Source organism: Salipiger sp. H15, from assembly GCF_040409955.1.
Taxonomy (GTDB): domain Bacteria; phylum Pseudomonadota; class Alphaproteobacteria; order Rhodobacterales; family Rhodobacteraceae; genus Salipiger.
Genome location: NZ_CP123385.1, coordinates 33,555 through 54,154, shown reverse-complemented (window position 1 = coordinate 54,154; position 20,600 = coordinate 33,555). Strand labels below are relative to the sequence as shown.

21 protein-coding genes are annotated in these 20,600 nt (G+C 66.9%); 9 read left to right on the top strand and 12 right to left on the bottom strand.

What is annotated here, in order from left to right:
- The first annotated feature begins 444 nt into the window (after positions 1 to 444).
- The 4 genes from PVT71_RS14500 to PVT71_RS14485 all read left to right on the top strand — a co-directional run bounded on the left by PVT71_RS14500 (position 445) and on the right by PVT71_RS14485 (position 2,069).
- Complete coding sequence (locus PVT71_RS14500; protein WP_353474775.1) at positions 445 to 1,122, top strand: glycoside hydrolase family 108 protein; 678 nt, start codon at positions 445 to 447, stop codon at positions 1,120 to 1,122.
- Positions 1,119 to 1,484 carry a DUF6527 family protein gene (locus PVT71_RS14495; protein WP_353474774.1) on the top strand — a complete coding sequence of 122 codons (366 nt, stop codon included), beginning with the start codon at positions 1,119 to 1,121 and terminating at the stop codon, positions 1,482 to 1,484. Before PVT71_RS14500 ends, PVT71_RS14495 begins: the two co-directional genes overlap by 4 nt.
- 23 nt (positions 1,485 to 1,507) lie before the next feature.
- Entirely contained in the window at positions 1,508 to 1,738 is a 231-nt protein-coding gene (locus PVT71_RS14490) for a hypothetical protein (RefSeq protein ID WP_353474773.1), read from the top strand.
- 133 nt (positions 1,739 to 1,871) lie between these two features.
- Positions 1,872 to 2,069, top strand: a complete 198-nt coding sequence (locus tag PVT71_RS14485; RefSeq protein ID WP_353474772.1) for a hypothetical protein — start codon at positions 1,872 to 1,874, stop codon at positions 2,067 to 2,069.
- A gap of 56 nt (positions 2,070 to 2,125) precedes the next feature.
- Here the strand turns inward: PVT71_RS14485 and PVT71_RS14480 are convergent, their stop codons facing one another.
- A complete protein-coding gene (locus PVT71_RS14480; RefSeq protein WP_353474771.1) occupies positions 2,126 to 2,497 on the bottom strand; it encodes a hypothetical protein in 372 nt (123 codons plus the stop codon).
- 337 nt (positions 2,498 to 2,834) lie between these two features.
- Between PVT71_RS14480 and PVT71_RS14475 the strand changes: the two genes are divergently transcribed.
- Positions 2,835 to 3,776 carry a hypothetical protein gene (locus PVT71_RS14475; RefSeq protein WP_353474770.1) on the top strand — a complete coding sequence of 314 codons (942 nt, stop codon included), beginning with the start codon at positions 2,835 to 2,837 and terminating at the stop codon, positions 3,774 to 3,776.
- A 677-nt stretch (positions 3,777 to 4,453) separates the two neighbouring features.
- Here PVT71_RS14475 and PVT71_RS14470 read toward each other — a convergent pair.
- The 10 genes from PVT71_RS14470 to PVT71_RS14425 form a co-directional block, all read right to left on the bottom strand.
- Positions 4,454 to 4,975, bottom strand: coding sequence for a sulfatase-like hydrolase/transferase (locus PVT71_RS14470; RefSeq protein WP_353474769.1), 522 nt, complete (start codon positions 4,973 to 4,975; stop codon positions 4,454 to 4,456).
- Between the two features lie 373 nt (positions 4,976 to 5,348).
- Positions 5,349 to 7,523 (bottom strand): catalase/peroxidase HPI, encoded by a 2,175-nt coding sequence (gene katG, locus PVT71_RS14465; RefSeq protein WP_353474768.1) that lies wholly within the window; start codon positions 7,521 to 7,523, stop codon positions 5,349 to 5,351.
- A 221-nt stretch (positions 7,524 to 7,744) separates the two neighbouring features.
- Positions 7,745 to 8,368, bottom strand: a complete 624-nt coding sequence (locus PVT71_RS14460) for a YitT family protein (protein ID WP_353474767.1) — start codon at positions 8,366 to 8,368, stop codon at positions 7,745 to 7,747.
- 63 nt (positions 8,369 to 8,431) lie between these two features.
- Positions 8,432 to 9,664, bottom strand: a complete 1,233-nt coding sequence (locus tag PVT71_RS14455; RefSeq protein WP_353474766.1) for an FAD-dependent oxidoreductase — start codon at positions 9,662 to 9,664, stop codon at positions 8,432 to 8,434.
- Positions 9,657 to 10,418, bottom strand: coding sequence for a TetR family transcriptional regulator (locus PVT71_RS14450; protein WP_353474765.1), 762 nt, complete (start codon positions 10,416 to 10,418; stop codon positions 9,657 to 9,659). The genes PVT71_RS14455 and PVT71_RS14450 overlap by 8 nt, the downstream gene beginning before the upstream one ends.
- A gap of 202 nt (positions 10,419 to 10,620) precedes the next feature.
- Entirely contained in the window at positions 10,621 to 11,043 is a 423-nt protein-coding gene (locus tag PVT71_RS14445; protein ID WP_353474764.1) for a YbaN family protein, read from the bottom strand.
- Positions 11,044 to 11,785: 742 nt separating this feature from the next.
- The gene (locus tag PVT71_RS14440) at positions 11,786 to 12,076 is read right to left on the bottom strand and encodes a hypothetical protein (RefSeq protein ID WP_353474763.1); all 291 of its coding nucleotides are present in this window, start codon (positions 12,074 to 12,076) and stop codon (positions 11,786 to 11,788) included.
- Positions 12,077 to 12,317: 241 nt separating this feature from the next.
- On the bottom strand, positions 12,318 to 12,899 hold the full coding sequence (locus PVT71_RS14435; protein WP_353474762.1) for a DUF1190 domain-containing protein: 582 nt from the start codon (positions 12,897 to 12,899) through the stop codon (positions 12,318 to 12,320).
- 23 nt (positions 12,900 to 12,922) lie between these two features.
- The gene (locus PVT71_RS14430; protein WP_353474761.1) at positions 12,923 to 14,137 is read right to left on the bottom strand and encodes a glutathionylspermidine synthase family protein; all 1,215 of its coding nucleotides are present in this window, start codon (positions 14,135 to 14,137) and stop codon (positions 12,923 to 12,925) included.
- 160 nt (positions 14,138 to 14,297) lie between these two features.
- Positions 14,298 to 15,077, bottom strand: a complete 780-nt coding sequence (locus tag PVT71_RS14425; protein WP_353474760.1) for an META domain-containing protein — start codon at positions 15,075 to 15,077, stop codon at positions 14,298 to 14,300.
- A gap of 311 nt (positions 15,078 to 15,388) precedes the next feature.
- Here PVT71_RS14425 and PVT71_RS14420 point away from each other — a divergent pair, with 311 nt between their 5' ends.
- Positions 15,389 to 15,859 (top strand): hypothetical protein, encoded by a 471-nt coding sequence (locus PVT71_RS14420; protein ID WP_353474759.1) that lies wholly within the window; start codon positions 15,389 to 15,391, stop codon positions 15,857 to 15,859.
- Positions 15,860 to 15,970: 111 nt separating this feature from the next.
- On the opposite strand, the gene PVT71_RS14415 is transcribed toward PVT71_RS14420, so the two are convergent.
- Positions 15,971 to 17,350 (bottom strand): YncE family protein, encoded by a 1,380-nt coding sequence (locus PVT71_RS14415; RefSeq protein ID WP_353474758.1) that lies wholly within the window; start codon positions 17,348 to 17,350, stop codon positions 15,971 to 15,973.
- A 289-nt stretch (positions 17,351 to 17,639) separates the two neighbouring features.
- On the opposite strand from PVT71_RS14415, the gene PVT71_RS14410 reads away from it, so the two are divergent.
- From PVT71_RS14410 to PVT71_RS14400, 3 genes are all read left to right on the top strand, one after another.
- Complete coding sequence (locus PVT71_RS14410; RefSeq protein ID WP_353474757.1) at positions 17,640 to 18,653, top strand: TRAP transporter substrate-binding protein; 1,014 nt, start codon at positions 17,640 to 17,642, stop codon at positions 18,651 to 18,653.
- A gap of 99 nt (positions 18,654 to 18,752) precedes the next feature.
- Positions 18,753 to 19,730, top strand: coding sequence for a D-erythronate dehydrogenase (denD, locus tag PVT71_RS14405; RefSeq protein ID WP_353474756.1), 978 nt, complete (start codon positions 18,753 to 18,755; stop codon positions 19,728 to 19,730).
- Between the two features lie 8 nt (positions 19,731 to 19,738).
- The gene (locus PVT71_RS14400) at positions 19,739 to 20,521 is read left to right on the top strand and encodes a FadR/GntR family transcriptional regulator (RefSeq protein WP_353474755.1); all 783 of its coding nucleotides are present in this window, start codon (positions 19,739 to 19,741) and stop codon (positions 20,519 to 20,521) included.
- Positions 20,522 to 20,600: the final 79 nt, after the last annotated feature.

The window sequence follows — 20,600 nt, the reverse complement described above, 5'->3', positions numbered from 1 at the left end:
TACCACAAATCTCCGGATTCTTCATGCCCGCCATGGCGCGGGGCCATTCGCCTGGGAGAACGACATGCGCACGACCTTCAAAACCTGCCAGCCGTGGCTTCTGATCCACTAGGGCTGAGGTGTGGAAAGGCGTACTTCCGCTTGCCGGGGGTGGGCGTGGCGCACGCCACGGCTGGTTGACGCCACAGGCCGAGACTGTCTTCCCGCCACGCCCGAGCCAAAGGTGCGGCCCGCATTCCATTCTTCAAGCCGATCCCTAAGGACAAGATAAGCGCGGCGATCTTCGTGCAAGGAGTTTTCGGTTCACGTTGAGTGACCGTGCAACCTTGGTGCCTCCTATCCACCAGAGCTGAGAACGGCCCGCCGAGCTCAGCGAGACCCTACCACAATTCACCCGACATTTCGCTCCGCTTTTGCGCGGGGCCTTTCGCATGGGAGAACGACATGCGCGCGACTTTCGAAACCTGCCAGCCGTGGCTCCTGACCCACGAGGGCGGCTTCGTGAACCACCCGAAAGACCCGGGCGGTGCCACCAACCAGGGCATCACTCAGCGGACCTATGATGCCTGGCGCAAGGTCGTGGGCCTGCCCTCGCGCGACGTGCGCTTGCTCGAGGCCGGTGAGCGCGACGCGATTTACCGCGAGCAGTATTGGGAGAAGGTCTGGGGCGACAAGCTCCCGGCCGGTGTCGACTACGCGCTCTACGACTTCGCGGTGAACTCGGGTCCGGCGCGGGCTGTGCGGTTCGTGCAGGAACTCGTCGGCACCCAGGTCGATGGGGTCATGGGGGTGCGCACGCTCGCGGCCATCATGGATCGCGACCCGGCGCAGCTCGTCGTGGCGCTCTGTTCCAAGCGGATGCGCTGGATGAGCACGCTCTCGACCTTTTCCACCTTCGGCACCGGCTGGACCCGCCGCGTCATGGGGGCGCACGACGGCGTGCAGGATCAGGACTTCGGTGTGGTCGATCGTGCGGTGGCGCTGTCGCGCCGCTCGGCAAGCATCCCCGCGCCTATGGCGCTCGAGGACGGCGCGGGCGCGAAAGCTGTCGGAGAGACTGATCTCATCGCGGCGCTCCTGGGTTTCTTCGCCTCGATCTTCGGCAAGGCGGTTCCAGCATGACCCGGGCCGTCCACTACCGGGACCGCAACCTGTTCCTCGCGGATCGGTTGCCGGGCTCGTTCTGGATCAGCTGCCCGGAGGAGGATGGCGAGCAGACCTTCCTCTTCTTCTGCCCCTGCGGCTGCGGCGACAAGTCCCTGCTGACGATTGGCAACGGCTTCAAGCCGAAGCATGGGCCGAGCTGGTCCTGGAACGGCTCGACCGAAGCGCCAGAACTAGCGCCCTCGGTCAACTGGCAAGGCCACTGGCACGGCTGGCTGCAGGCGGGCGTCTGGCGCCTTGCTGATCCTTCTCCCGATCACCGACTAGCGCTTGGCGCTAGTGCTTTCCGCGGCCGCGTGCCGCTTCCCTCCGCGCCGTGAGCGCGACCCGAAAGGACATGACCATGTTGAACCTGACCGGACAGATCGCGCTGCTGCTGCGCGTCTTCATCCTCCTGCCGCTGGCCGGCCTCGCCGCCACGCTGCCCTTCGTCGACTTCGACAAGGCCAGCGGGATCCTCAGCATTGATCTCAACGCGGCGTCGATCGCGGCGGCGGTGGTGATCTGGGGGCTGGTCTCTGGTGGAACCTTCGCCTGGTCGCGCTGGGTCAAGGCGCTTGGCGGGAAGACTTGATCGGGCTACCCTGAGCGCCTGCAAGTCGGCGATGAAGGTCCCTTGCTTCCCAGACTGCCCGGCCACCGCGCCGGGCTTTTTCTTTTTCCACGTGGCGCTTATCTCTGCCCCCATGTGGACACGCAGACGAACGATGGTGGCGGGCCGGGACGACGGCGACAACGACTGGGAGGTGCTCAGGGACGGGCACCAGGTCGGTCGCATCTACGCGACCATGCTTCCGGACCCAGAACGCAGCTGGATGTGGTTCACGCAGGCCGGCGAACCGGAGCAGGGTTATGCGGAGAGCATGGGCGCTGCGCTGGATGAGGTGCGGCGGCGTTTTTGCTAAGATCAGATCGAGGTTGGATGCCGAATAATGGGTATTCGGCATCCAACTCAGACATATTATTTTGCGACGGGAATAACGTAGCTCGGCGGATAGTTGCGATGCATGTCCGTGATCGAGTCAGTGATGCCGAAGTCGAGGAAAACGGCGCTTGCTACGATCTCGCTGCCCATGCTGCTGGGGATTGCGCCGACGGCGTTTTTCCCGCGAGAGGTCGTGCAATCATAGCGGAGCGAGTCGTCTGAACGACGAATGCTCGCGACGGATGGGACGCTGACCTCTTGCGCTTGCCGCTTATTGTTGAGCTTGCACGTGCCGCTGTCGCCCGTGCTGAAAGACAGCGCGACGGGAACATTGGCGTCATTGGTCAAGGTGGCACAACCAGATACCATGGTGATCGTCGCGAGAATTGCAAAAGCAGAAGACTTCATTCTTTTTCCATTCGTAAAGACTGAAGCCTCACAGTCTTGTGATTCCCACGTTCCAGCAATTGCGGAGATATGCGGTGCGGCACATTCAGCTGGCACGTGTGTGATTTTGACCATTCTGCGATTTGTGGATTGTTGCTACCCTTCGAGCGATCGGTAGGTCAGGTTCAATGTTTGACGCCCGCGCGGCAGTATGGCTGCTTTTCCCAGTCACGTGACGTGATGGGCCACAGTAAGAATATATTTTAAACTTAAGGTTGCTTAGGGGAATTTCGGCATATAGTCCGCAGCAAGCAAGTTCGATCAGCAATCCAAGCTGGCGTAGTGGCAGGCACATTCTATGAGCAAAGCAAGGTTTGAGATCGCCTTTGAAGGCAAGCCTTTCGACGGCGGTGAGATTGATGTGCGGGACCTGGCACCTACGCTCCTGGCGCTAGGCAATGTCGTGCAAGCTGCGAACAAAGCCCTCAACGGAGATCGTTCCGAGGCTCGACTGAAGGTCACTGCCACGAAGGAAGGCTCGTTCGTGGCCGCCCTTACCATGGATGTAAGTTGGCTCATCGACATGCTTGATGCGGTCGCGGCTAACCCGGACCGGGTGCTTGCGGCCGATCAGTTGCTGGGTCTCCTCATGAATGCCGGGAAGGTCGTGGGCGTAGCCGCGGGGACGGCGACAGCAGCTACAGTGGGTGTGTTCCAGGCCATCAAGCTGCTGAGAGGCAGGCGGCCCAGTAAGGTTGTCCCACTGGGGGATGGCACTACCCAAATTACAGTAGAGCAGACGGTTTTTGTTGTTGCGGACCGGTGCGTCGATCTGCTGCAAGACCTAGGAACGCGCGAGGCCATTGAATCTTTTGGCAATAAAGCTTCGAGCGTCGAGGGACTGAAGGCTCTGAAGATTGGCGACGGACGCGATGATAGCAGGACTGTCACTCTTTCCCGCTCAGACCTCCCATCCCTGAACGTGCCGCCAGAACCGAAGGAACCTGAGGTCGACATCAGCCATCGTGAAGCATGGCTTAAGCCCGTTTCCGCTCAGTTCAAGGATGGCTACAAGTGGCGGTTCACTGACGGAGGTGATCGGCCCTTTACGGCCGAGATGGAAGATCTCGACTTTCAGCGGAGAGTCCAAGAAGGGCGCGTGACGCTAAATGCAAATGACACAATTCGTTGCCGTTTGCGCGAAGAGCAATCAATCTCGGCGGCCAGTCTTATGAAGGCCACGTTTGTGGAAGAGGTCCTTGATCACCGTCCGGGCGCTCGTCAGCTTAATCTGCTGTAAGATACTGAGGCGCGCTGGCGGGCGAACTGCTCTGCAGAGCGAGAGACGTTAGCTTCGCTCTTTGATGGGTTCCCTCCAGATCGCCTGGTAAAGGTCCGCCATCCGCTCTTCGATTTCTACGGCCTTTTCCGATAGGGCGGCGCTTCCGACGACAAACGGGTGGTCCCGGACAAAATCAGAGAAGTGTTGGCTAGCAACGAACGCGCGGTCACCAGCCTCGTGCTGCAAGTCCTCTGTGTGCTTATCCTTGCTACCAGTCATAAGTTTGTGCTCGCTTCAGGTTTCATCGGGTGAATTTCCTAGATCAGGGCGCCAAGTCGTCTAGGGAGACCCCGAGCGCATCTGCGATCTTCGCCAAAGTGGCTAGCCAATCCTGACCGGTGGCCGGGTTCAATCTGCGAGAGCTGAACTCGGTTCACGCCGGAAGTAGCCGCAGGCTGAGCTTGGGTCAAGCCGCGCAGGTCGCGGAAAACGCGTACGAACTTCACGACCGCACCATCTTAAACCAAGGTGTCATAGGGCTTGATCGGCGTCGTGCCAGGGATCGGCGATGACGCTCATTCACGGTATCGGGGAGCGTCTACAAGGTTCGGAAACGTGGGACACATTCCCTTCAACCTGTTGATTCTTCAGGCGTCACGTCGCACAATCAATGGGACACTTCGCCATTGATTTTATTATGAAATTTCGACGTTCTCGGGCCCCTTGCCGAACCACCAGGTGGCATAGCCGTTGTCCTTCAGGATCTCGCCGATGGTGGCGGTCTCCTTCGGCAGCATGGTCGAGTAGCTGGGGAAGCCCGTCGCCCATTCCATCAGGAAACCGTTGCCCGAGCTGTGGTGGTTGCGCCCGGTGAGCAGCGCGGCGCGCGAGGGGCCGCAGATGGCGGTGGTGTGGAAGCGCGTGTAGCGAAGGCCTTCGGCCGCCAGCTGGTCGAGCGCCGGCGTGGGGATCAGCCCGCCGAAGGTCGAGGTCTGGCCGAAGCCCACGTCGTCGAGCAGGATGACGATGACGTTGGGCGCCCCCTCGGGCGCGGCGACGGGCTCCTGCCAGTCGGGGGTCGAGTCCTCGTAGGTTTCGCCGATGGTGCCCTCGAAGGGCGCGAGCGGAACCGGGAGCTTGTTTCGGTCGGGCCAGTCCTGGGCAAGGCCGGGGACCGGCGCCGCAAGCGCAGAGAGCAGGATCAGATACCGGAGCATCGGGACAATCCTCGTTGTTAAAAATCAAGTGTCGGGCGCGGACGAAAAAACAGGGCGCTCGAAAGGGCGCAGTCATGAAAATCGGATCGGTCGGGCGGCGGTCGGAGGGGTCTCGGGCATGGTTCCGGCGCCGTGCCGATGCCCATCATTCTTCACAACCCATGCGCGTGCCGCAAGAAAATTCGGGGCGGATCACGCGGCGACGGGGCAGGAACGTGCCGAGCCGCCATGGGTCCCAGGGGTTGCGCGGGGTCGGCGCGCCGCCGGATCGGGGCCTCCGCCATGTCCCGCCCGGAGCAAGGAAGGGCGCGGAACGTGAAAAGGCCCGCGCCCCCTTGCGAGGCGCGGGCCGGTGTTCAGGCCGGGACGCGGATCACTTCAGGTCGAAGCGGTCGGCGTTCATCACCTTGGTCCAGGCGTCCACGAAGGCCGCGAGGAAGGTCTCGGTGCCGTCGTCCTGGGCGTAGATTTCGGCATAGGCGCGCAGGACCGAGTTCGAGCCGAACACCAGGTCGACGCGGGTCGCGGTCCATTTCACTTCGCCGGTCTTGCGGTCGCGGATCTCGTAGAGGTCGCGGCCCGCGGGAACCCAGGTGTAGGCCATGTCCGTCAGGTTGACGAAGAAGTCCGTGGTCAGCGCGCCGGCGCGATCGGTGAAGACGCCGTGCCTGGTGCCGCCGTGGTTGGTGCCCATGGCGCGCATGCCGCCCAGCAGAACGGTCATCTCGTTCGCCGTCAGGCCCAGCAGCTGTGCCCGGTCGAGCAGCATCTCTTCCGAGGAGACCGCGTAGTGCGTCTTCTTCCAGTTGCGGAAGCCGTCGGCGAGCGGCTCGAGCGGATCGAAGCTCGCGGCATCGGTCATCTCGTCGCTCGCGTCACCGCGGCCCGGCGCGAAGGGCACCGAGATGTCGTGACCCGCGGCCTTGGCCGCCAGTTCCACGCCGACGTTGCCGGCGAGCACGATGGTATCCGCAAGGCTCGCACCGGCGGCGTTCGCCAGCGGCTCGAGCACGTTCAGCACGCGGGCGAGACGCTCGGGCTCGTTGCCCTCCCAGTCCTTCTGCGGGGCGAGACGGATGCGCGCGCCGTTGGCACCGCCGCGCATGTCGGAGCCGCGGAAGGTGCGGGCGCTGTCCCAGGCGGTCGACACGAGGTCAGCCACGCTGAGGCCCGAGGCCGCGATCTTCGCCTTGAGGCCGCCGACGTCGTAGCCGGTCGCGCCTGCGGGGATCGGGTCCTGCCAGATGAGATCCTCGGCGGGAACGTCGGGGCCGACGTAACGCACCTTGGGGCCCATGTCGCGGTGGGTCAGCTTGAACCAGGCGCGGGCGAAGACGTCCGAGAAATACTCCGGGTCGGCCATGAACTTCTGGCAGATCGCGTTGTAGATCGGGTCGACCTTCATCGCCATGTCCGCATCGGTCATGATCGGCATGCACTTGATCGAGGGGTCCTCGACGTCGGCGGGCATGTCTTCCTCGCGGATGTCGATGGGCATCCACTGCCAGGCACCGGCCGGGGACTTCTTCAGTTCCCAGTCATAGCCGAAGAGCAGCTCGAACCAGCCCATGTCCCACTGCGTGGGGTTCTTGGTCCAGGCGCCCTCGATGCCGGACACCACGGTGTCGCGGCCGATGCCGCGGCCCTTGGTGTTCATCCAGCCCATGCCCTGCGCGGTCACGTCGGCGGCTTCCGGGTCGGCCGAGAGATCGGCGGCGGAGCCGTTGCCATGCGCCTTGCCGATGGTGTGGCCACCGGCGGTCAGCGCCGCGGTTTCCTCGTCGTTCATCGCCATGCGGGCAAAGGTCTCGCGGACCATCGCGGCGGTGCGCATCGGGTCGGGCTGGCCGTTCACCCCCTCGGGGTTCACGTAGATGAGGCCCATCTGCACGGCCGAGAGCGGGTTCTCGAGCGAGGCGGGGTCGGTCACGTCGCCGTAGCGCGTGTCGGACGGCGCGAGCCATTCCTTCTCGGCGCCCCAGTAGACGTCCTTTTCCGGGTGCCAGATGTCTTCACGGCCGAAGGCGAAGCCAAAGGTCTTCAGGCCCGCGACTTCGTAGGCGATGGTGCCCGAGAGGATCATCAGGTCGGCCCAGCTGATCTTGTTGCCGTATTTCTTCTTGATCGGCCAGAGCAGGCGGCGGCCCTTGTCGGTGTTGACGTTGTCCGGCCAGCTGTTCAGCGGCGCGAAACGCTGGTTGCCGGTGCCGCCACCACCGCGGCCATCGGCAAGGCGGTAGGAGCCTGCCGCGTGCCACGCGACGCGGGCGAACATGCCGACGTAGGAGCCCCAGTCCGCGGGCCACCACTCCTGGCTGTCCTTCATCAGGGCGCGCAGGTCGTCCTTCAGCGCCTCGATGTCGAGCGACTTCAGCTCTTCACGGTAGTTGAAGGCCGGGGCGAAGGGCTTCGTCTTGGTGTCGTGCTGGTGCAGGATGTCGAGGTTCAGCGCGTTCGGCCACCAGCTGGTCACCGAGTGGGCGGTCGAGGTCTGACCGCCGTGCATCACCGGGCAACCGCCCGTGGGTTTCACATCATTTCCGTCCATCGTTGGCTCCGGCATTCGCTGCGTTGGGTTGTTCCATATGGTGCCGCGCCGCCGGCCGGTAGGACCCGGCTGGGGTGATCAGGCACCGCGTGGCACCGGTCTAGCGGCTGCGGGCGATAAACGGAAATCGGATTTTTTTACAAATCCGATAGGGATAGGTTATGGCTTTGGGGCAGGGGCAACGGCGGCCTTGTCCCGATCCGCGCCCCGGCTCCCGGGTCCTAGCGCGCGGGGGCGGGCTGGCGCGCGGGGCCGCCGGCCTGCTGGATGCGGAAGTTCCAGGCGATGACCGCGTTCAGCACCGCCGCGCCGACGAAGGAATAGAACACCAGCTCGAGCGGCAGCACGAAGAGCGAGACGAGGAAGACCAGAGCGTCGAAGCCCATCTGGAACCAGCCGGTCTTGAACCCGGTGCGCTCCTCGACGATCAGCGCCAGCACGCCGAGCCCGCCGGCCGAGGCGTTGTGGCGGAAGAGCGCGATGAGGCCCGATCCCGCGCTCGCCCCGGCGAGGATGGCGGCGATGAGCGGCGGCAGGTGGTCGAAGGAGACCCAGCGCTGCAGCAGCGGCGCGGTGACCGAGATGCCCACGACGGCGGCGATGGTGCGCAGGGTGAAGGTCCTGCCGCGGCGCTTCCACGAGAGCCAGAAGAACGGCAGGCTGACGGCAAGGAAGATCACCCCGAAATCGAACGGCAGCACGTAGGACAGCAGCACCGACAGGCCCGCGGTCTGGCCGGTGATCAGCCCCGCGGCCTTGAGAAAGACCACGCTGAGGCTGGCCATGAGGATGCCGAAGGCGAGGCCCTGGGTGTCATAGAGCGAGATCGGGGATTTGACTTTCATCGGGCGAGGTCTCCGGCGTGTCGTCTGGTCTGGTCTTTTGGCAATGGCGTCGGGGCAGGGTGCTCAGACCCTGCCCGCGGGGGCGAGGGCGGCGGCAAGCTCGCCCGCCTGTCCGTCAAGGGCATCGGCGAGCAGCTCCGACGTCGTCGGCCCGAGGGTGAAGCCCTGGTGGCCATGGCCGAAATGGAACCACAGCCCCTTGTGGCGCGGCGCCGCCCCCACCAGCGGCAGCATGTCGGGCAGGCAGGGGCGCGTGCCGGACCATTGCGCCTCGTCGACGCGCGCGCCGATCTCCAGCATGTCCGACAGCGCCGCGCGGCCGCGGTCGAGCTGGCGCAGGTCGGCGGGCGCGCGGCGGGTCACCAGCGCCGCGCCGGTGGCAATGCGCAGCCCGGCCTGCATCTGCCCCGCGACGACCCCGTTGTCCATGTCGACGATCGGCCGCAGCGGCGGCCGGCTGGTGCTGAAATGGCCGTGGTAGCCGCGCTTGTAGATCATCGGGATTCGGTAGCCGAAACGGCGCAGCAGCGTCGGCGACCAGGGACCGAGCGCCACCACGGCATGCTCGGCCTCGGCCCGCTCGGCGACGGTGCTGACCTGCCAGCCGGTGCCCGACTGGCCGAGGCTCGCGGCATCGCCCTCGAGCAGCCGGCCGCCCCGGCTGGCGAAGAGCTTCGCGTAGGAATGCACGAGGCAGCCGGGCGCGCTGCAGCTCCAGCTGTCGGTCCAGTGGATGACCCCGGCGGGATCGCCGAGAAGCGCGGCATCCTCGCGCCGGTAGTCCGCGCCCGAAAGCGCCCGGTGGCGCACGCCGTAATCCCGCGCCAGCCGCGCCGCGTCGGCGGCATCGGCCTCGAAGGCGGCGCGGTCGCGGTAGAGCTGCACCAGCCCCTCGCGCGCGATCAGGTTGCCGGCACCCGACGCGGCGATCAGCGGCGCGTGGTCCGCGGTCGAGCGCGCGGTCAGCCGCGCGTAGGTGCGGGAAATCTCGGCATGGCGGCGCGGCGCGGAATTTCGGAAATAAGACCAGAGCGCCGGTGCCATCTGCATCACGCCCTGCAGCGACCAGGTGACGTCGTTGCCGCGCCCCATGGCCATCGCGAGCAGCCGGCCGAGATCGCGCGGCAGCCCGTAGGGCTCGGCGGCCTCAGCCTGGATGATCCCGGCATTGCCGAAGGAGGTCTCGCGCCCCGGCGCGGTGCGGTCGACGAGGCTGACCGTGTGGCCGCGGGCCTGCAGCGCGAGCGCGGTGGAGACGCCGACCATGCCGGCTCCAAGAACGAGGATCTCAGCCATGCGGGGGCTCCTGGCGGGCTTGAGGGTGAGGGGCGCGCGCGGCGAGCCCGTCGACCACGAGGTCGAGCAGCGCCGCGAAGCTGTCATCGTAGGACACGGTTGCGCCGTTCTGCCAGCGCAGCACGAAGATGCGGTTGGCAAGGTGCGGCAGCGCGGCATGGGTCAGCGGGTAGGCGGCGGGGTCGACCTCGTCCATGCGCTGCGCGACCCGCGCCTCCCAGGCGCCGTCCTCCGAGGCCGGTCCGGGCGCGAGCTCCATGGTGACAAAGCCGCAGAGCCCGCCGATCAGCGCGTTGAAGGCGTCGCGCAGCGCAGTGCCCTTGAACCCGCCCTCGTCCAGCGCGGCGAGCACCGCCTCGACCCAGTCGATCCCGGCAACGCCGTTGGACTTCATCTGCGCCCCGAGCAGCGGCGCGAGCTTCGGGTGGCGGTGCACCGCGGCGCGGTAGCCGAGGAAGATCTGCCGCAGCCGCTCGGTCCAGGGCGCGTCCGGCGCGTAGACGCTGGAGAGGCCGCTGGTGAGCGAGGCGGCGATGGCGGCAAAGAGGTCTTCCTTCGTGCCGCCCACGTGCCAGTAGATCACCGCCGGCGACACGCCAAGGCTGCGCGCCAGCTCGCGCAGGGAAAAGGCCGAGAGCCCGGTCGCGTCGATCTGCGCGATGGCGGCGTCGACGACCTGGTCGCGGGTCAGCCCGACCGACGCGGCCCGGCCCCGCAGCGGCCGCGCGCCATCTGCTTGCGGCGCGCGCGTCATCGGCATGGCTCCGAGCCGCGGCAGGAGGCCGTCCGGGACGGGCAGGGCGTGGTGAGGGTCATGCGGGCACGGGCTCGGCGATCTGCGTGGGTCGTCAGGGTGGGTTGTCCCGGAAATAGCGCATCAATTGAACATTGTTCAATTGCCGATTTTCGCCGATGCCCGGCTTGCGTGGCGTAAGGCCGGGGATTTTTCCGTGAAATCAGTCGCCTCGCCGGTTCCGCGGCCCGCCGGGACGGCTCAGCACGAAAGCCGCGGCGGCCCCCATGCAGATGAGCTGGATCAGCAGGACGCGGCCCGGCAGGCCAAACGCCACGCCAAGGCCCAGCGTCGCCGTCATCATGCCCACCGCCATGGCCTTGTGACGCGGCGCGATCGCGCCGTGCAGGCGCCAGTCCGCGATCATCGGCCCGAAACGCGGATGCGCGGTCAAGTAGCCGTGCAGCCGCGGCGAGCTGCGCGAAAAGGCAAAGGCCGCGAGGATCACGAAGGGCGTCGTCGGCAGCAGCGGCAGCACGATCCCGATGAGCCCGGCCAGAATCGCGAGACCACCGAGGACGAGCCAGGCGAGCCGCATCCCGGCGGCACGCGGCGGCTCCGTGGGCTTCGGTGGCTGGGTCGTCATGCGGTCCTCGTGAGGCGGAAAGGTGGCTTCGGTGATCATAGCACCGGAGCGGCGCGTGGCGAGCGGGTGCCTTCCGCCGAGGGTCTGCTCCTCCTTAACGATAGTCAACGCGGTAATAATATACCTAAAGGCATATGGGCGTGCCTGATGGGATTTTCATGAATCGCCGCGGATATGCAGAGGCTTCCTGAATTCCGGATCGAACGTGTGGGATATTGGAGCCAATTTGCAATTCTCGACGTCAGGCAATTCATCGCTCCGATAGATCGCTTTCACCGCAGCTCTACCGATGGCGATCGCAGAGCGATGCGGAAGCGTTGCGAGGATCGCGCCTCCGGCGCACGCGAGGTCCCGGAAGTGGACGCGCCTGGGCGGTCCCGGGGACCTCGCGGCGTCGACCGAAGCGCACGGGCGCGTGACGCCCGATGTCACGGTCGCGGTGGGGCATCCGCTTGCACCGCGCTGCGGAACTCTCTGGAAGATCGGGATTTATCGACCAAGGGGGAGCGTTGGCTGCGGGTTGAGGAACAGGCGCGGTTCGTCGGGCTCAAAGGCGCGAAGCTCGGCTTTCCGGAACGTCTCACGCAGCCCTGGACGGGGGGTGCCTTAACGCTTCACAGAAATCTTATAAGGATGATTATGTAAAGTGAGTGATCGCTTCCGGCTGTCTGAAAGCCTTAGCAACACCCATGCCGACGAGACGCGCAGGAATGCCCGGACCTGCCGCGCGAGCGCGCCTTTCTCAGACCGGACCGCCTTCGCCTTCCGCCGGGACGGACACCTTCTCCTTGGGATCGGCACCGGGAGACTTGGGCTTCGACATGCTCTGGTGCCGCGACTGCAGGTAGAGCGCCATGATCATGACGGCGGGTGTCGCGAGATAAACCGCGAAGATCGCCAATGGATGCGCACCGGCGTGCCAAAGAATGAGGCCGGCAATTATGCCGATCGTTCCGATAAGGCAGGCAATGACGAAGCCGCCGCCTGCAACCAGAACGCGACCTGAACGGGATGTTTCATATTGGTCGTTCATATTCCCCCCTTCTTCGAATCACGATTTCAGAAAAACGATTAACAGCAGGAAATCCCGGGCGAAAATTGCACGGAATTGTTTTGTACCACAGATGGACGCGCCCAAGGATACCAAATCCGCCAAAAAAGGCCATTTCGAGATTTTCGAAAGCCCGGGTGACGCTGTGTTGCCGTCTTTTGGCCCAAGGCGCAGGCACCGGGCCGGGGCATGTCATGGCCCGGACCGTCACCGCCCGCGGCGCTCATCCGCCGAACACGCCGCGCGACGCGCCGGTCCGGCCGAAGCCGCCGCGCGAGGCGGCGGTGGCGCGCGACATCGGCGGCTTGCCCACCGTGGCCGGCGGTTTCGAGAACATGCTGGTGCCGAGCTTGGCCCGGCCCGAGTTGCTCGAATAGGTGCTGGCGCCGGTCGCGTTGGTGAAGCGCCCGTCCGGCGTGCGGTAGAGCGGCTGCGCCGCGGCAAGGCCCGAGCGTCCGCCCAGCATGTTGCCGATCAGGTATCCGGCCAGCATGGGCATGAAGATGCCGCCCGAGCCGCCCTGGACCTGCTGCGCCTCGCTGCCGCAGGCGCCGGGCCCGTGCTGCTCCTCGCAGACCTGCAGGCTGTCGTAGCGCGGCGCGGATTCCACGTGCAGCGTCTCGGCCTCGGCAAAGGCCGTCTCGCAATCCTGCGCCGAGAACATCCCGCCCGACAGCGCCGCGCTGCGGCAGCTCTCGAGATCCGGGAAGGCCTGGGCATCGACCTGCTCCTCGCGGCAGCCCGCGAGGGTGAAGGACGCGGCGCCGACAATCGCCAGCGCGACGGTTCTGGAACGTTTACGCATCAATCTCTCCATGGCCGCGACGGTCAGTCACGAATGAAATGCGGCTTGAACCGCGACAGGTCCTGCGTGATCCGGGCGCGATCCTCGCGCATCCCGATCCCGGCGCAGCTCTCGCCGACGATCCAGGCGCCGACGACCGGGCGGAAGCCGTCCCAGACCGGCAGCGGCTGGTAGGCCTGAACCACGCGCGGATGTTCCTCGTAGCCCGCATCGGGCGCGGCTTCCAGCAGGTTTCCGCCTTCGTAGATGCGCACCGAGGCGCCCTCGCGCGAGAAGATCGGCTTGCTGACATGGCCGCGGGCAAAGGCATCCGCGGCGCGCGCAAAGGCGTCGGGACCGGTGCCGCGCCCTGCCAGCGCCTCGGCCACCTCGTCCTCGAAGAAGGCCGGAAGCAGGTTCGGATGGCCCTCGAACATGCGCCAGAGCACCGGCAAGAGGCCCTTGTTCGACAGCAGCGCCTTCCACGCGGGTTCGAGCATCAGGCAGCCCGCGCTGCGCAGGTGGTCGGCGTAGTCGTCGCGCAGCAGGTCTTCCCACGGGTAGAGCTTGAAGAGCGTGCCGATCACCCGGTCCTCGGCGTCGATGAACTGGCCGTCGGTGCTGATCCCGAGCTTCTCGAGGTCGCTGTAATGCGCGCCGAGATCGGCCTCGCGCGCCGCCCAGGCCATGGTCTCGACCGTGCCGTAATCCTCGGCATTGCCGGCGGCGGCGGCGAAATGCAGGTCGGTGCCCGGCGCGAAGAGCGCGCGGAACCGCTCGACCAGCGCCTCGTGGATGCCGTTGAACTGGTCGTCATCCTCGCGCAGCACGCCCGCCTCGACCTGATCTTCCAGCCAGAGCCACTGGAACGAGGCGCTCTCGTAGAGCGAGGTCGGCGTGTCGGCGTTGTATTCCAGCAGCTTCGCGGGCCCCTGCCCGTCATAGGCGAAATCGAAACGGCCGTAGATCTCGGGATCGCCGCGCTGCCAGCTTTCCGCCACGAGGTCCCAATGCGCCTGCGGGATGCCGAGGCGCGTGAGCAGCTCCTCGCTCTGCACGATCTCGGCGGCGGCCTCGCGGCACATGCCGTGCAACTCGGTGGCCGGGGCCTCGATATCCTCCTCGATCTCGCGCAGGGTGAAACGGTAGGCCGAGCTTTCGTCCCAGTAGGGCTCGCCATGCATGTCGGCGAAGGTGAAGCCGAGGTCCTCGGCTTTCGCGCGCCAGCCCGGGCGCTCGGTCAGGGTGAGTTTTTCCATGGCCTCCTCGGGGCGGGTCCGCGCCTCCCCGACAGGAGTGGTCAGGGAAGAAAAGCGCGGATCCGCCGGGTCCCGATCATATAGGAAGCCCGCGCCGGGGGTTTGAGACCCCGGCGCAAAGTGACGCAGCCAAATATCACATCGCGGGGTGCCGGGGGCCCTAGTCCGGGCGTTCGGTCAGCCGCAGGACCGTCACGCCCGCCGCGTTGGTGAGGCTCAGGTTCTTGCCGGTCCGCACGTAGCCGGTGGTCTGCGCCAGCGCCGCGATCATGTCCTGGTCGAGCTTCATGCGCGGCTCGGGGCAGGCCCGGCGCGTCCCGGCAAGCGGCTGGACGATGGCGAGCGTGCCCGCGCCGATCTCGGCCCGGCCGGTGAACCGGTTGCAGCCGCCGTACATCGAGAAACCGCCGTCGTCGTTGAAGGCCATGCTGGGCGGATCCTCGGTCACCAGCATCCGCCCGCCGATCTCGAACGCCGCCCATTCGACGCCGGTGATGCGCGGTGCCTCGGCGGCGGGCATGGTGCCGGTCTGCTCGAGCACGATCTCGGGCCGCGCCGGCGCGTCGCGGGTGATGGCGGGAAAGGCGGTCGTCGTACGCAGCAGCACCGTGCCCTCCTGCGCCACCTTGGCCGAGACGATGTAGCTCATGCGCGGGTCGATCCTGGCGTCGTCATAGGGCAGCTTGATGATGGCCGGGAGCACCTCGATCCTGTAGCGCCCCGCCGAGATCACGATCGAGGGCGCGTCGGCGCGCGACCCGTCGAGCAGTTCGACCTCGAGCAGCGCATCGGGCGGCAGCGTCGCGCCCTCGGCAAGCCGCACGACGACGGGCAGGTCCACGGTTCCGGCCATGGCGGGGGCTCCTCCGAGACAGGCAAGCAGCGCCGCGAGGCCGAGGCCCCGGCTCAGCGTGCGGGACAGGGATCGTAGGGTGCGCATCTGGGGTCTCCTTCCGCGCTGTGCCACGCCGCGTGCCGCGCTCAACACGGGCCGAGCGCGGCCGGCCCGCCTTGGCATCATGGCCCAAGCCCCCGCACCCGGCAAGCCGGCCCTGCCCGGCCTCGGCGCGGAATTGCCAAGGGCTGCCAATGCGATGAGGCGCGTGGCGGGGGCGACGGGCGGAAATTGCTGTGCTAGGCTCGCGCCGGACGCTTCCCGGGCCGCCGCCGGGTCGCGCGGGCGCGATGCCCCGCGGAATCCCGGGCGAATTTTGACCAAGACCCGATTTTGACAAGGTAAGGATTTTTGCCATGCCACGGCACCGACGTTCCCCGAGATACATCACCGCGCTGATGATGGCCCTGATCGGCGTGCTGCTGATCTCGGCCTTCATGGCCGAGGACGCGGCCGCCAAGGGCGACGTCGCATGGGCCGACCTGCCCAAGGGCCTGATGCTGCGCTACATGCTGGCGATGGCGGTGGGCGGCGCGCTGTCGGGCTGGCTCCTCTCGGGCATGTTCGGGCGCCGCGGGCTCGGCGGCTTCGTCCTCGGCTTCGCCGGAGCGGTGATCGCCACGCTCGTCGCCGGGCTCTTCGGCAGCGCCGCGGGGCTGCTGCCGGACCTGCTGCGCGACGGCTGGTCGAGTTCCGACCTGATCCCGATCCTCTACGGGCTCGCGGCGCTGCCGCTGGCCTTCGCCGGACAGCCGCTGCTCTTCGCCGGCTGGATGGCGCTGATGCTGCTCACCCATCTCTGGGCCCGCGGCATCCGCGCGGGCTGAGCCGATGCGAAAGACGGCAGCGCATCGCCTGCGCTGCCGTCTCCATCCCGGGCCTGCGCCCGGCAGGCCCCTGCCGCGGCGGACCGGACGGCCCGCCACCCTGCCCCGCGCTTACTGTCCGAGCGTCACGCGGCTGATGTGATCGCCGGTGGCATCGTCCTGCCCCTTGCTCTTGTTCACCACGTAGACGCCGCCGCCCGCCGCGGCGATCAGGTGGTTGGGGAAGCTGCCGATCTGCGCCTTGGCCACGACCTCGCCCTCGGGCGAGACGGCGACCAGCGAATCCGAGCCGCGCACCGCCACCCAGGCAAGGTCAGTCGCCGGGTCGAAAGCGATGTTGAGCGGGCCCGAGCCCACCGCCACGTCATGCAGCGTCTCGCCGGTCTTGGCGTCGAGGATCAGCACGTTGTCGGTGTCGACACCGGCGGTGAAGATGCGGTCCGTCTTGGCGTCGTAGCCGACGCCGATGGTGCGCTTCGACAGCGGCAGCGCGTAGACGGCGGTCTCCTCGCCCGAGGCGAGATCGACCTTGGCCACCTCGTCGGTGTCGAGGCTGACCACGTAGAGCGTGCCGCTCGCCGCGTCGATGTGCATGCTGGCGGTGCCGAAGCGCTCGCCGCGCTTGCCCGAACTCAGCTCGATCGGCGCCAGTTCCTCGAGCGTCGCGGCGTCGAAGACGTGGATCGTCGGCTCGAAGGTGGCGGTCACGTAGACCTTGCCGTCATGCGCCAGCGCGTCGCGCGGATGCGGCACGGAGTCGGGGGCGAACTGCTTGATGAGCGAGAGATCCTCGGCCGAGTAGACCGCGACCGAGTTCTGCCGGGTGTTGGTGACCCAGACCTGCCCCTGCGCCTCGTCCACCCCGACGCCGTAGACCGCAAAGACCCCGCCGTCGCGGCCATCGGCACTGTCCGGCGCCTCTTCCGGCGTGACTTCCGCAAGGATTTCAAACGTCTGCGGGTCGAGCTTCATCAGCTTGCTCTCGGTGACCGGCGGGCGGCCGACGGCCGAGGTCACGTAGAGCGCGTCCGGCGTCTCGGCGACCTGGTAGAGGCCCGGCGCCAGCTTCTGCGAGGTGATGGAAAGTGTGCCCGTGTCGGCCAGCACCGGCGAGACCTTCAGCTCGAGCGTGGTGGCGAAGTCGGGGTTCGAGATCTCGGCGACCACCGGGTAGAGCCCGGGCTCGGCGCCCTCGGGGATGCTGACCTCGGTGCTGAACTCGCCCTTCTCGTCCACGGTCACGGCGGCCCCGTCGTTGAGCGCGACGCCGTTCTGGCGCAGCACCACGCTCTGGCCGGGCACGAAGCCCTTGCCGCGCACCTCGGCGGTGCTCCCGGCGGTGATCGGCGCACGGTTCTGGCCGGCCGCCATCAACTGGCCGTCGAAGCCCTTGGCGAGACCGGTGAAGGGATCACAGAGCGCCGCGCCAGCCATCAGGGCGGAAAGCGCAAGGCCGCAGACGCCGGAGCGGAGTGCCGTTGCAAGGGACATGGAAGTCCTCCTTTGGATGCGGCGCCGGATCGGCGCGCGCGGGATGTCGAAGGGCTGGCTCGGGACCGTGGTCACCGTGGCTCTGCGCCGGAAAACGCGCAGTCGGCACCTGCCTAAGATAACTGACTTTTCCAGTCAAGTAATCCTCCGCCCACCCTGACGCGCCCGTGAACCCTACCCTTTCGGCGGCGGATCGCGGGTTGCGCCAACCAATTGTCGGATTGTCTGGCAATCTGGCGATCAGGCTGCTACCGATTGACGTGGAGGACGATTCACAGGGAGGAACCACATGTCCAGGACCTTTACCGCCATTCTCGCCGGCGCCACGCTGCTGGCCGGCGCCGCGGGCGCGCAGACCACGCTGCGCATCCAGACCCACCAGTCGCCGGAGTCGGTCTCGGGCCAGCTGGTGCGCGACTTCGTCGATCAGGTGCAGACCATGTCGGGCGGCTCGCTCGCGATCGAGATGTTCTACAGCTCCGCCGTCGTCGCCTCGGCCGAGACCTTCGGTGCCGCCGCGACCGGCATCCTCGATTGCGACATGACCAACCCGAGCTACCAGACCGGCCTCAACCCGGCCTTCCAGTTCGTCGCCGACACCATGGGCGGCTACGACACGCCGCTGGAATACCTCAGCTGGATCTCCTACGGCGGCGGTCGCGAGGCGATCAACGAGCTCTACAACGCCAATGGCATGGAATTCGTCGGCGCCTATCTCGGCGGGCAGGAGTCGATGAACTCAACCGCGCCGCTCGCCGGCATCGCGGATCTGAAGGGCTGGAAGTTCCGCTCGCCGCCGGGGATGGAGTCGGAGATCTTCGCCGAGCTCGGCGCGACCCCGGTCGTCATGGACTTCACCGAGATCTTCACCGCGCTCGAGACCGGCATCATCGACGGCGCCGATGCCTCGACGCTCGCCAACAACGTCGGGCTCGGCATCTACGACATCGCCAAGCACACCACCTTCCCCGGCTTCCACTCGATGAGCTCGGACCACCTCGCCTGCAACAAGACCGTCTGGGACGGGCTCGACCCGGCGCAGCAGGCGATCCTGCACTCGGCGATGGACAGCCTCGCGATGAACCTGATGATGCGCACCATCGTGCAGAACGGCGAGGCGCTTACCGCGCTGCCCGAGAAGGGCGTGACCATCTACAACTGGTCCGCCGAGGACCGCGCCGCCTTCCGCAAGGCCGCGATCAGCCGCTGGGACGTCTGGGCCGAGAAGACCCCCGAGGCCAAGGCCATGGTCGAGAGCCACAAGGCCTTCATCAACCGCATCGGCCTCGGCAAGGACGAGTGATCCTGCTGCACGCCCTTTGAGGGTGGCCCTCCGGGGCCACCCGACCCCTCCCGCATCCACGGCCCCGATCCGGGGCATCCACTTGGAAAGACTTACAGGATGAACGTTCTGATCATCGGCGGCGGCGGCTTCATCGGCCGCAAGGTCGCCCAAAGCCTCGCCGCGCGCGGCAACCTGCGCGATCTGCCCATCGACAAGCTGACGCTGGCCGACATCGTCGCACCCGCCTCGATCGACGCCCCCTTCCCCGTCGAGACCCGCGCCTGCGACATCACCGAGCGCGCTTCGGTCGACGCACTGATCGACGCCGACACCGACGTGATCTTCCACTTCGCCGCCGTGGTCTCGTCCCATGCCGAGGCGGATTTCGAGGCCGGCATGAAGGTCAACCTCGACGGCACGCTGAACGTGCTCGAGCGCTGCCGCGCGCTGGGGACCTGCCCGGTGGTGGTCTTCACCTCCTCGCTCGCGGTCTTCGGCGGCGAGGTGCCCGATCCGATCACCGATTTCACCATTCCCAACCCGCAGACCTCCTACGGCATGCAGAAGGCGATCGGTGAGCTGCTGCTCAACGACTACTCGCGCAAGGGCTACGTCGACGGCCGCGGCTTCCGGCTGCCGACCATCTCGGTGCGCCCCGGCAAGCCCAACCGCGCCGCGTCGTCCTTCATGTCCTCGATCATCCGCGAGCCGCTGAACGGCGAGCCGGCGATCTGCCCGGTGGATGAGGGTCAGGAACATTTCTACCTGTCGCCAAGGCGTTGCGTGGAGAACCTGATCAAGGGCGCCGAACTTGACGCCGAGGATCTCGGCATGCAGCGCTGCATGACCATGCCCGGCCAGCGCCTGTCGATCCGCCAGATGATCGACGCGCTGACCGCCGTCGCCGGGGCGGAACCCGCCAAGCTCATCAAGTGGGAGGAGCAGCCCGAGGTCGCCGCCATCGTGCGCGGCTGGCGCTTCGACTACCGCTTCGACAAGGCGCTGGCGCTGGGGCTTGAAGCGGATGCCAGCTTCGAGGAAAACGTGCGCTATTACATCGAAGACGACCTTCCGCACGCCGTCACACCCGCCTGAGGCACATCATGCTGACCCCGATCGTCCAGACCCCGCGCTACCGGCTGGTGGCCGAGGAGATCGCCGCGCGCCTCCGCGCCGGCGACTACGCCCCCGGCTCCAAGATGCCGGCGGACAAGGACCTGGTCGCCCAGCTCGGGGTCAGCCGCACCACGGTGCGCGAGGCGATGATCGCGCTCGAGCTGATGGGCTACGTGGTCACGCGCTACGGCGCCGGCGCCTTCGTCGCCGATCCGCTGCCGCAGGCGAAAGCGGCGGCGCAGGGCGAGCCCCATGCCGAGACGCAGGGGCTCCCCGGCTTCTTCGAGCTCGTCGAGGCGCGTTTCGTCATCGAGCCCGAGATCGCCGCCATCGCCGCGAGCACCGTCACCCCCGGCCAGATCGCCCAGCTCAATCGCTGCATCGAGGGCATGTGCGACGCCAGCCTGCCCTTCGACCGGATCGAGGCGCATGACCGCGAGTTCCACCTCGTCGTCGCGCGCTCCACCGGCAATTCGGTCTTCGTCTCGGTGGTGGACGAATTCTGGCGCGCACGGCAGCGCTACCCGGAATGGACGCGCCTCAACAACCGCCAGAGCCCCGAGGACATCGCCCGCTTCTCGCGCGACGAGCATGTCGCCATCGTCGACGCGCTGGCCGCCGGGGATGCCGAGGGCGCCCGCGCCGCCATGGCGCTGCACTGCCGCAACTCCGGCCAGCCGCTGCTCGAACGCTGGCAGCTCTTCGAGGGCGAGGCCGGCGGCGAGGAGGTGCTGCACCGGCTGAAGGCACGCGCGGGCCGGGAGGGCTGAAGTGAAGGTGGGGGCTCCGCCCCCTCGCCGCTGCGCGGCTCACCCCCGGCGTATTTGGAAAGAGAAGAATCGGCTTTTG

Coding starts and splice junctions, on each gene's coding strand:
- PVT71_RS14500 (WP_353474775.1), top strand. CDS start 445: ATGCGCGCGACTTTCGAAACCTGCCAGCCGTGGCTCCTGACCCACGAG.
- PVT71_RS14495 (WP_353474774.1), top strand. CDS start 1,119: ATGACCCGGGCCGTCCACTACCGGGACCGCAACCTGTTCCTCGCGGAT.
- PVT71_RS14490 (WP_353474773.1), top strand. CDS start 1,508: ATGTTGAACCTGACCGGACAGATCGCGCTGCTGCTGCGCGTCTTCATC.
- PVT71_RS14485 (WP_353474772.1), top strand. CDS start 1,872: ATGGTGGCGGGCCGGGACGACGGCGACAACGACTGGGAGGTGCTCAGG.
- PVT71_RS14480 (WP_353474771.1), bottom strand. CDS start 2,497: ATGAAGTCTTCTGCTTTTGCAATTCTCGCGACGATCACCATGGTATCT.
- PVT71_RS14475 (WP_353474770.1), top strand. CDS start 2,835: ATGAGCAAAGCAAGGTTTGAGATCGCCTTTGAAGGCAAGCCTTTCGAC.
- PVT71_RS14470 (WP_353474769.1), bottom strand. CDS start 4,975: ATGCTCCGGTATCTGATCCTGCTCTCTGCGCTTGCGGCGCCGGTCCCC.
- katG (WP_353474768.1), bottom strand. CDS start 7,523: ATGGACGGAAATGATGTGAAACCCACGGGCGGTTGCCCGGTGATGCAC.
- PVT71_RS14460 (WP_353474767.1), bottom strand. CDS start 8,368: ATGAAAGTCAAATCCCCGATCTCGCTCTATGACACCCAGGGCCTCGCC.
- PVT71_RS14455 (WP_353474766.1), bottom strand. CDS start 9,664: ATGGCTGAGATCCTCGTTCTTGGAGCCGGCATGGTCGGCGTCTCCACC.
- PVT71_RS14450 (WP_353474765.1), bottom strand. CDS start 10,418: ATGACGCGCGCGCCGCAAGCAGATGGCGCGCGGCCGCTGCGGGGCCGG.
- PVT71_RS14445 (WP_353474764.1), bottom strand. CDS start 11,043: ATGACGACCCAGCCACCGAAGCCCACGGAGCCGCCGCGTGCCGCCGGG.
- PVT71_RS14440 (WP_353474763.1), bottom strand. CDS start 12,076: ATGAACGACCAATATGAAACATCCCGTTCAGGTCGCGTTCTGGTTGCA.
- PVT71_RS14435 (WP_353474762.1), bottom strand. CDS start 12,899: ATGCGTAAACGTTCCAGAACCGTCGCGCTGGCGATTGTCGGCGCCGCG.
- PVT71_RS14430 (WP_353474761.1), bottom strand. CDS start 14,137: ATGGAAAAACTCACCCTGACCGAGCGCCCGGGCTGGCGCGCGAAAGCC.
- PVT71_RS14425 (WP_353474760.1), bottom strand. CDS start 15,077: ATGCGCACCCTACGATCCCTGTCCCGCACGCTGAGCCGGGGCCTCGGC.
- PVT71_RS14420 (WP_353474759.1), top strand. CDS start 15,389: ATGCCACGGCACCGACGTTCCCCGAGATACATCACCGCGCTGATGATG.
- PVT71_RS14415 (WP_353474758.1), bottom strand. CDS start 17,350: ATGTCCCTTGCAACGGCACTCCGCTCCGGCGTCTGCGGCCTTGCGCTT.
- PVT71_RS14410 (WP_353474757.1), top strand. CDS start 17,640: ATGTCCAGGACCTTTACCGCCATTCTCGCCGGCGCCACGCTGCTGGCC.
- denD (WP_353474756.1), top strand. CDS start 18,753: ATGAACGTTCTGATCATCGGCGGCGGCGGCTTCATCGGCCGCAAGGTC.
- PVT71_RS14400 (WP_353474755.1), top strand. CDS start 19,739: ATGCTGACCCCGATCGTCCAGACCCCGCGCTACCGGCTGGTGGCCGAG.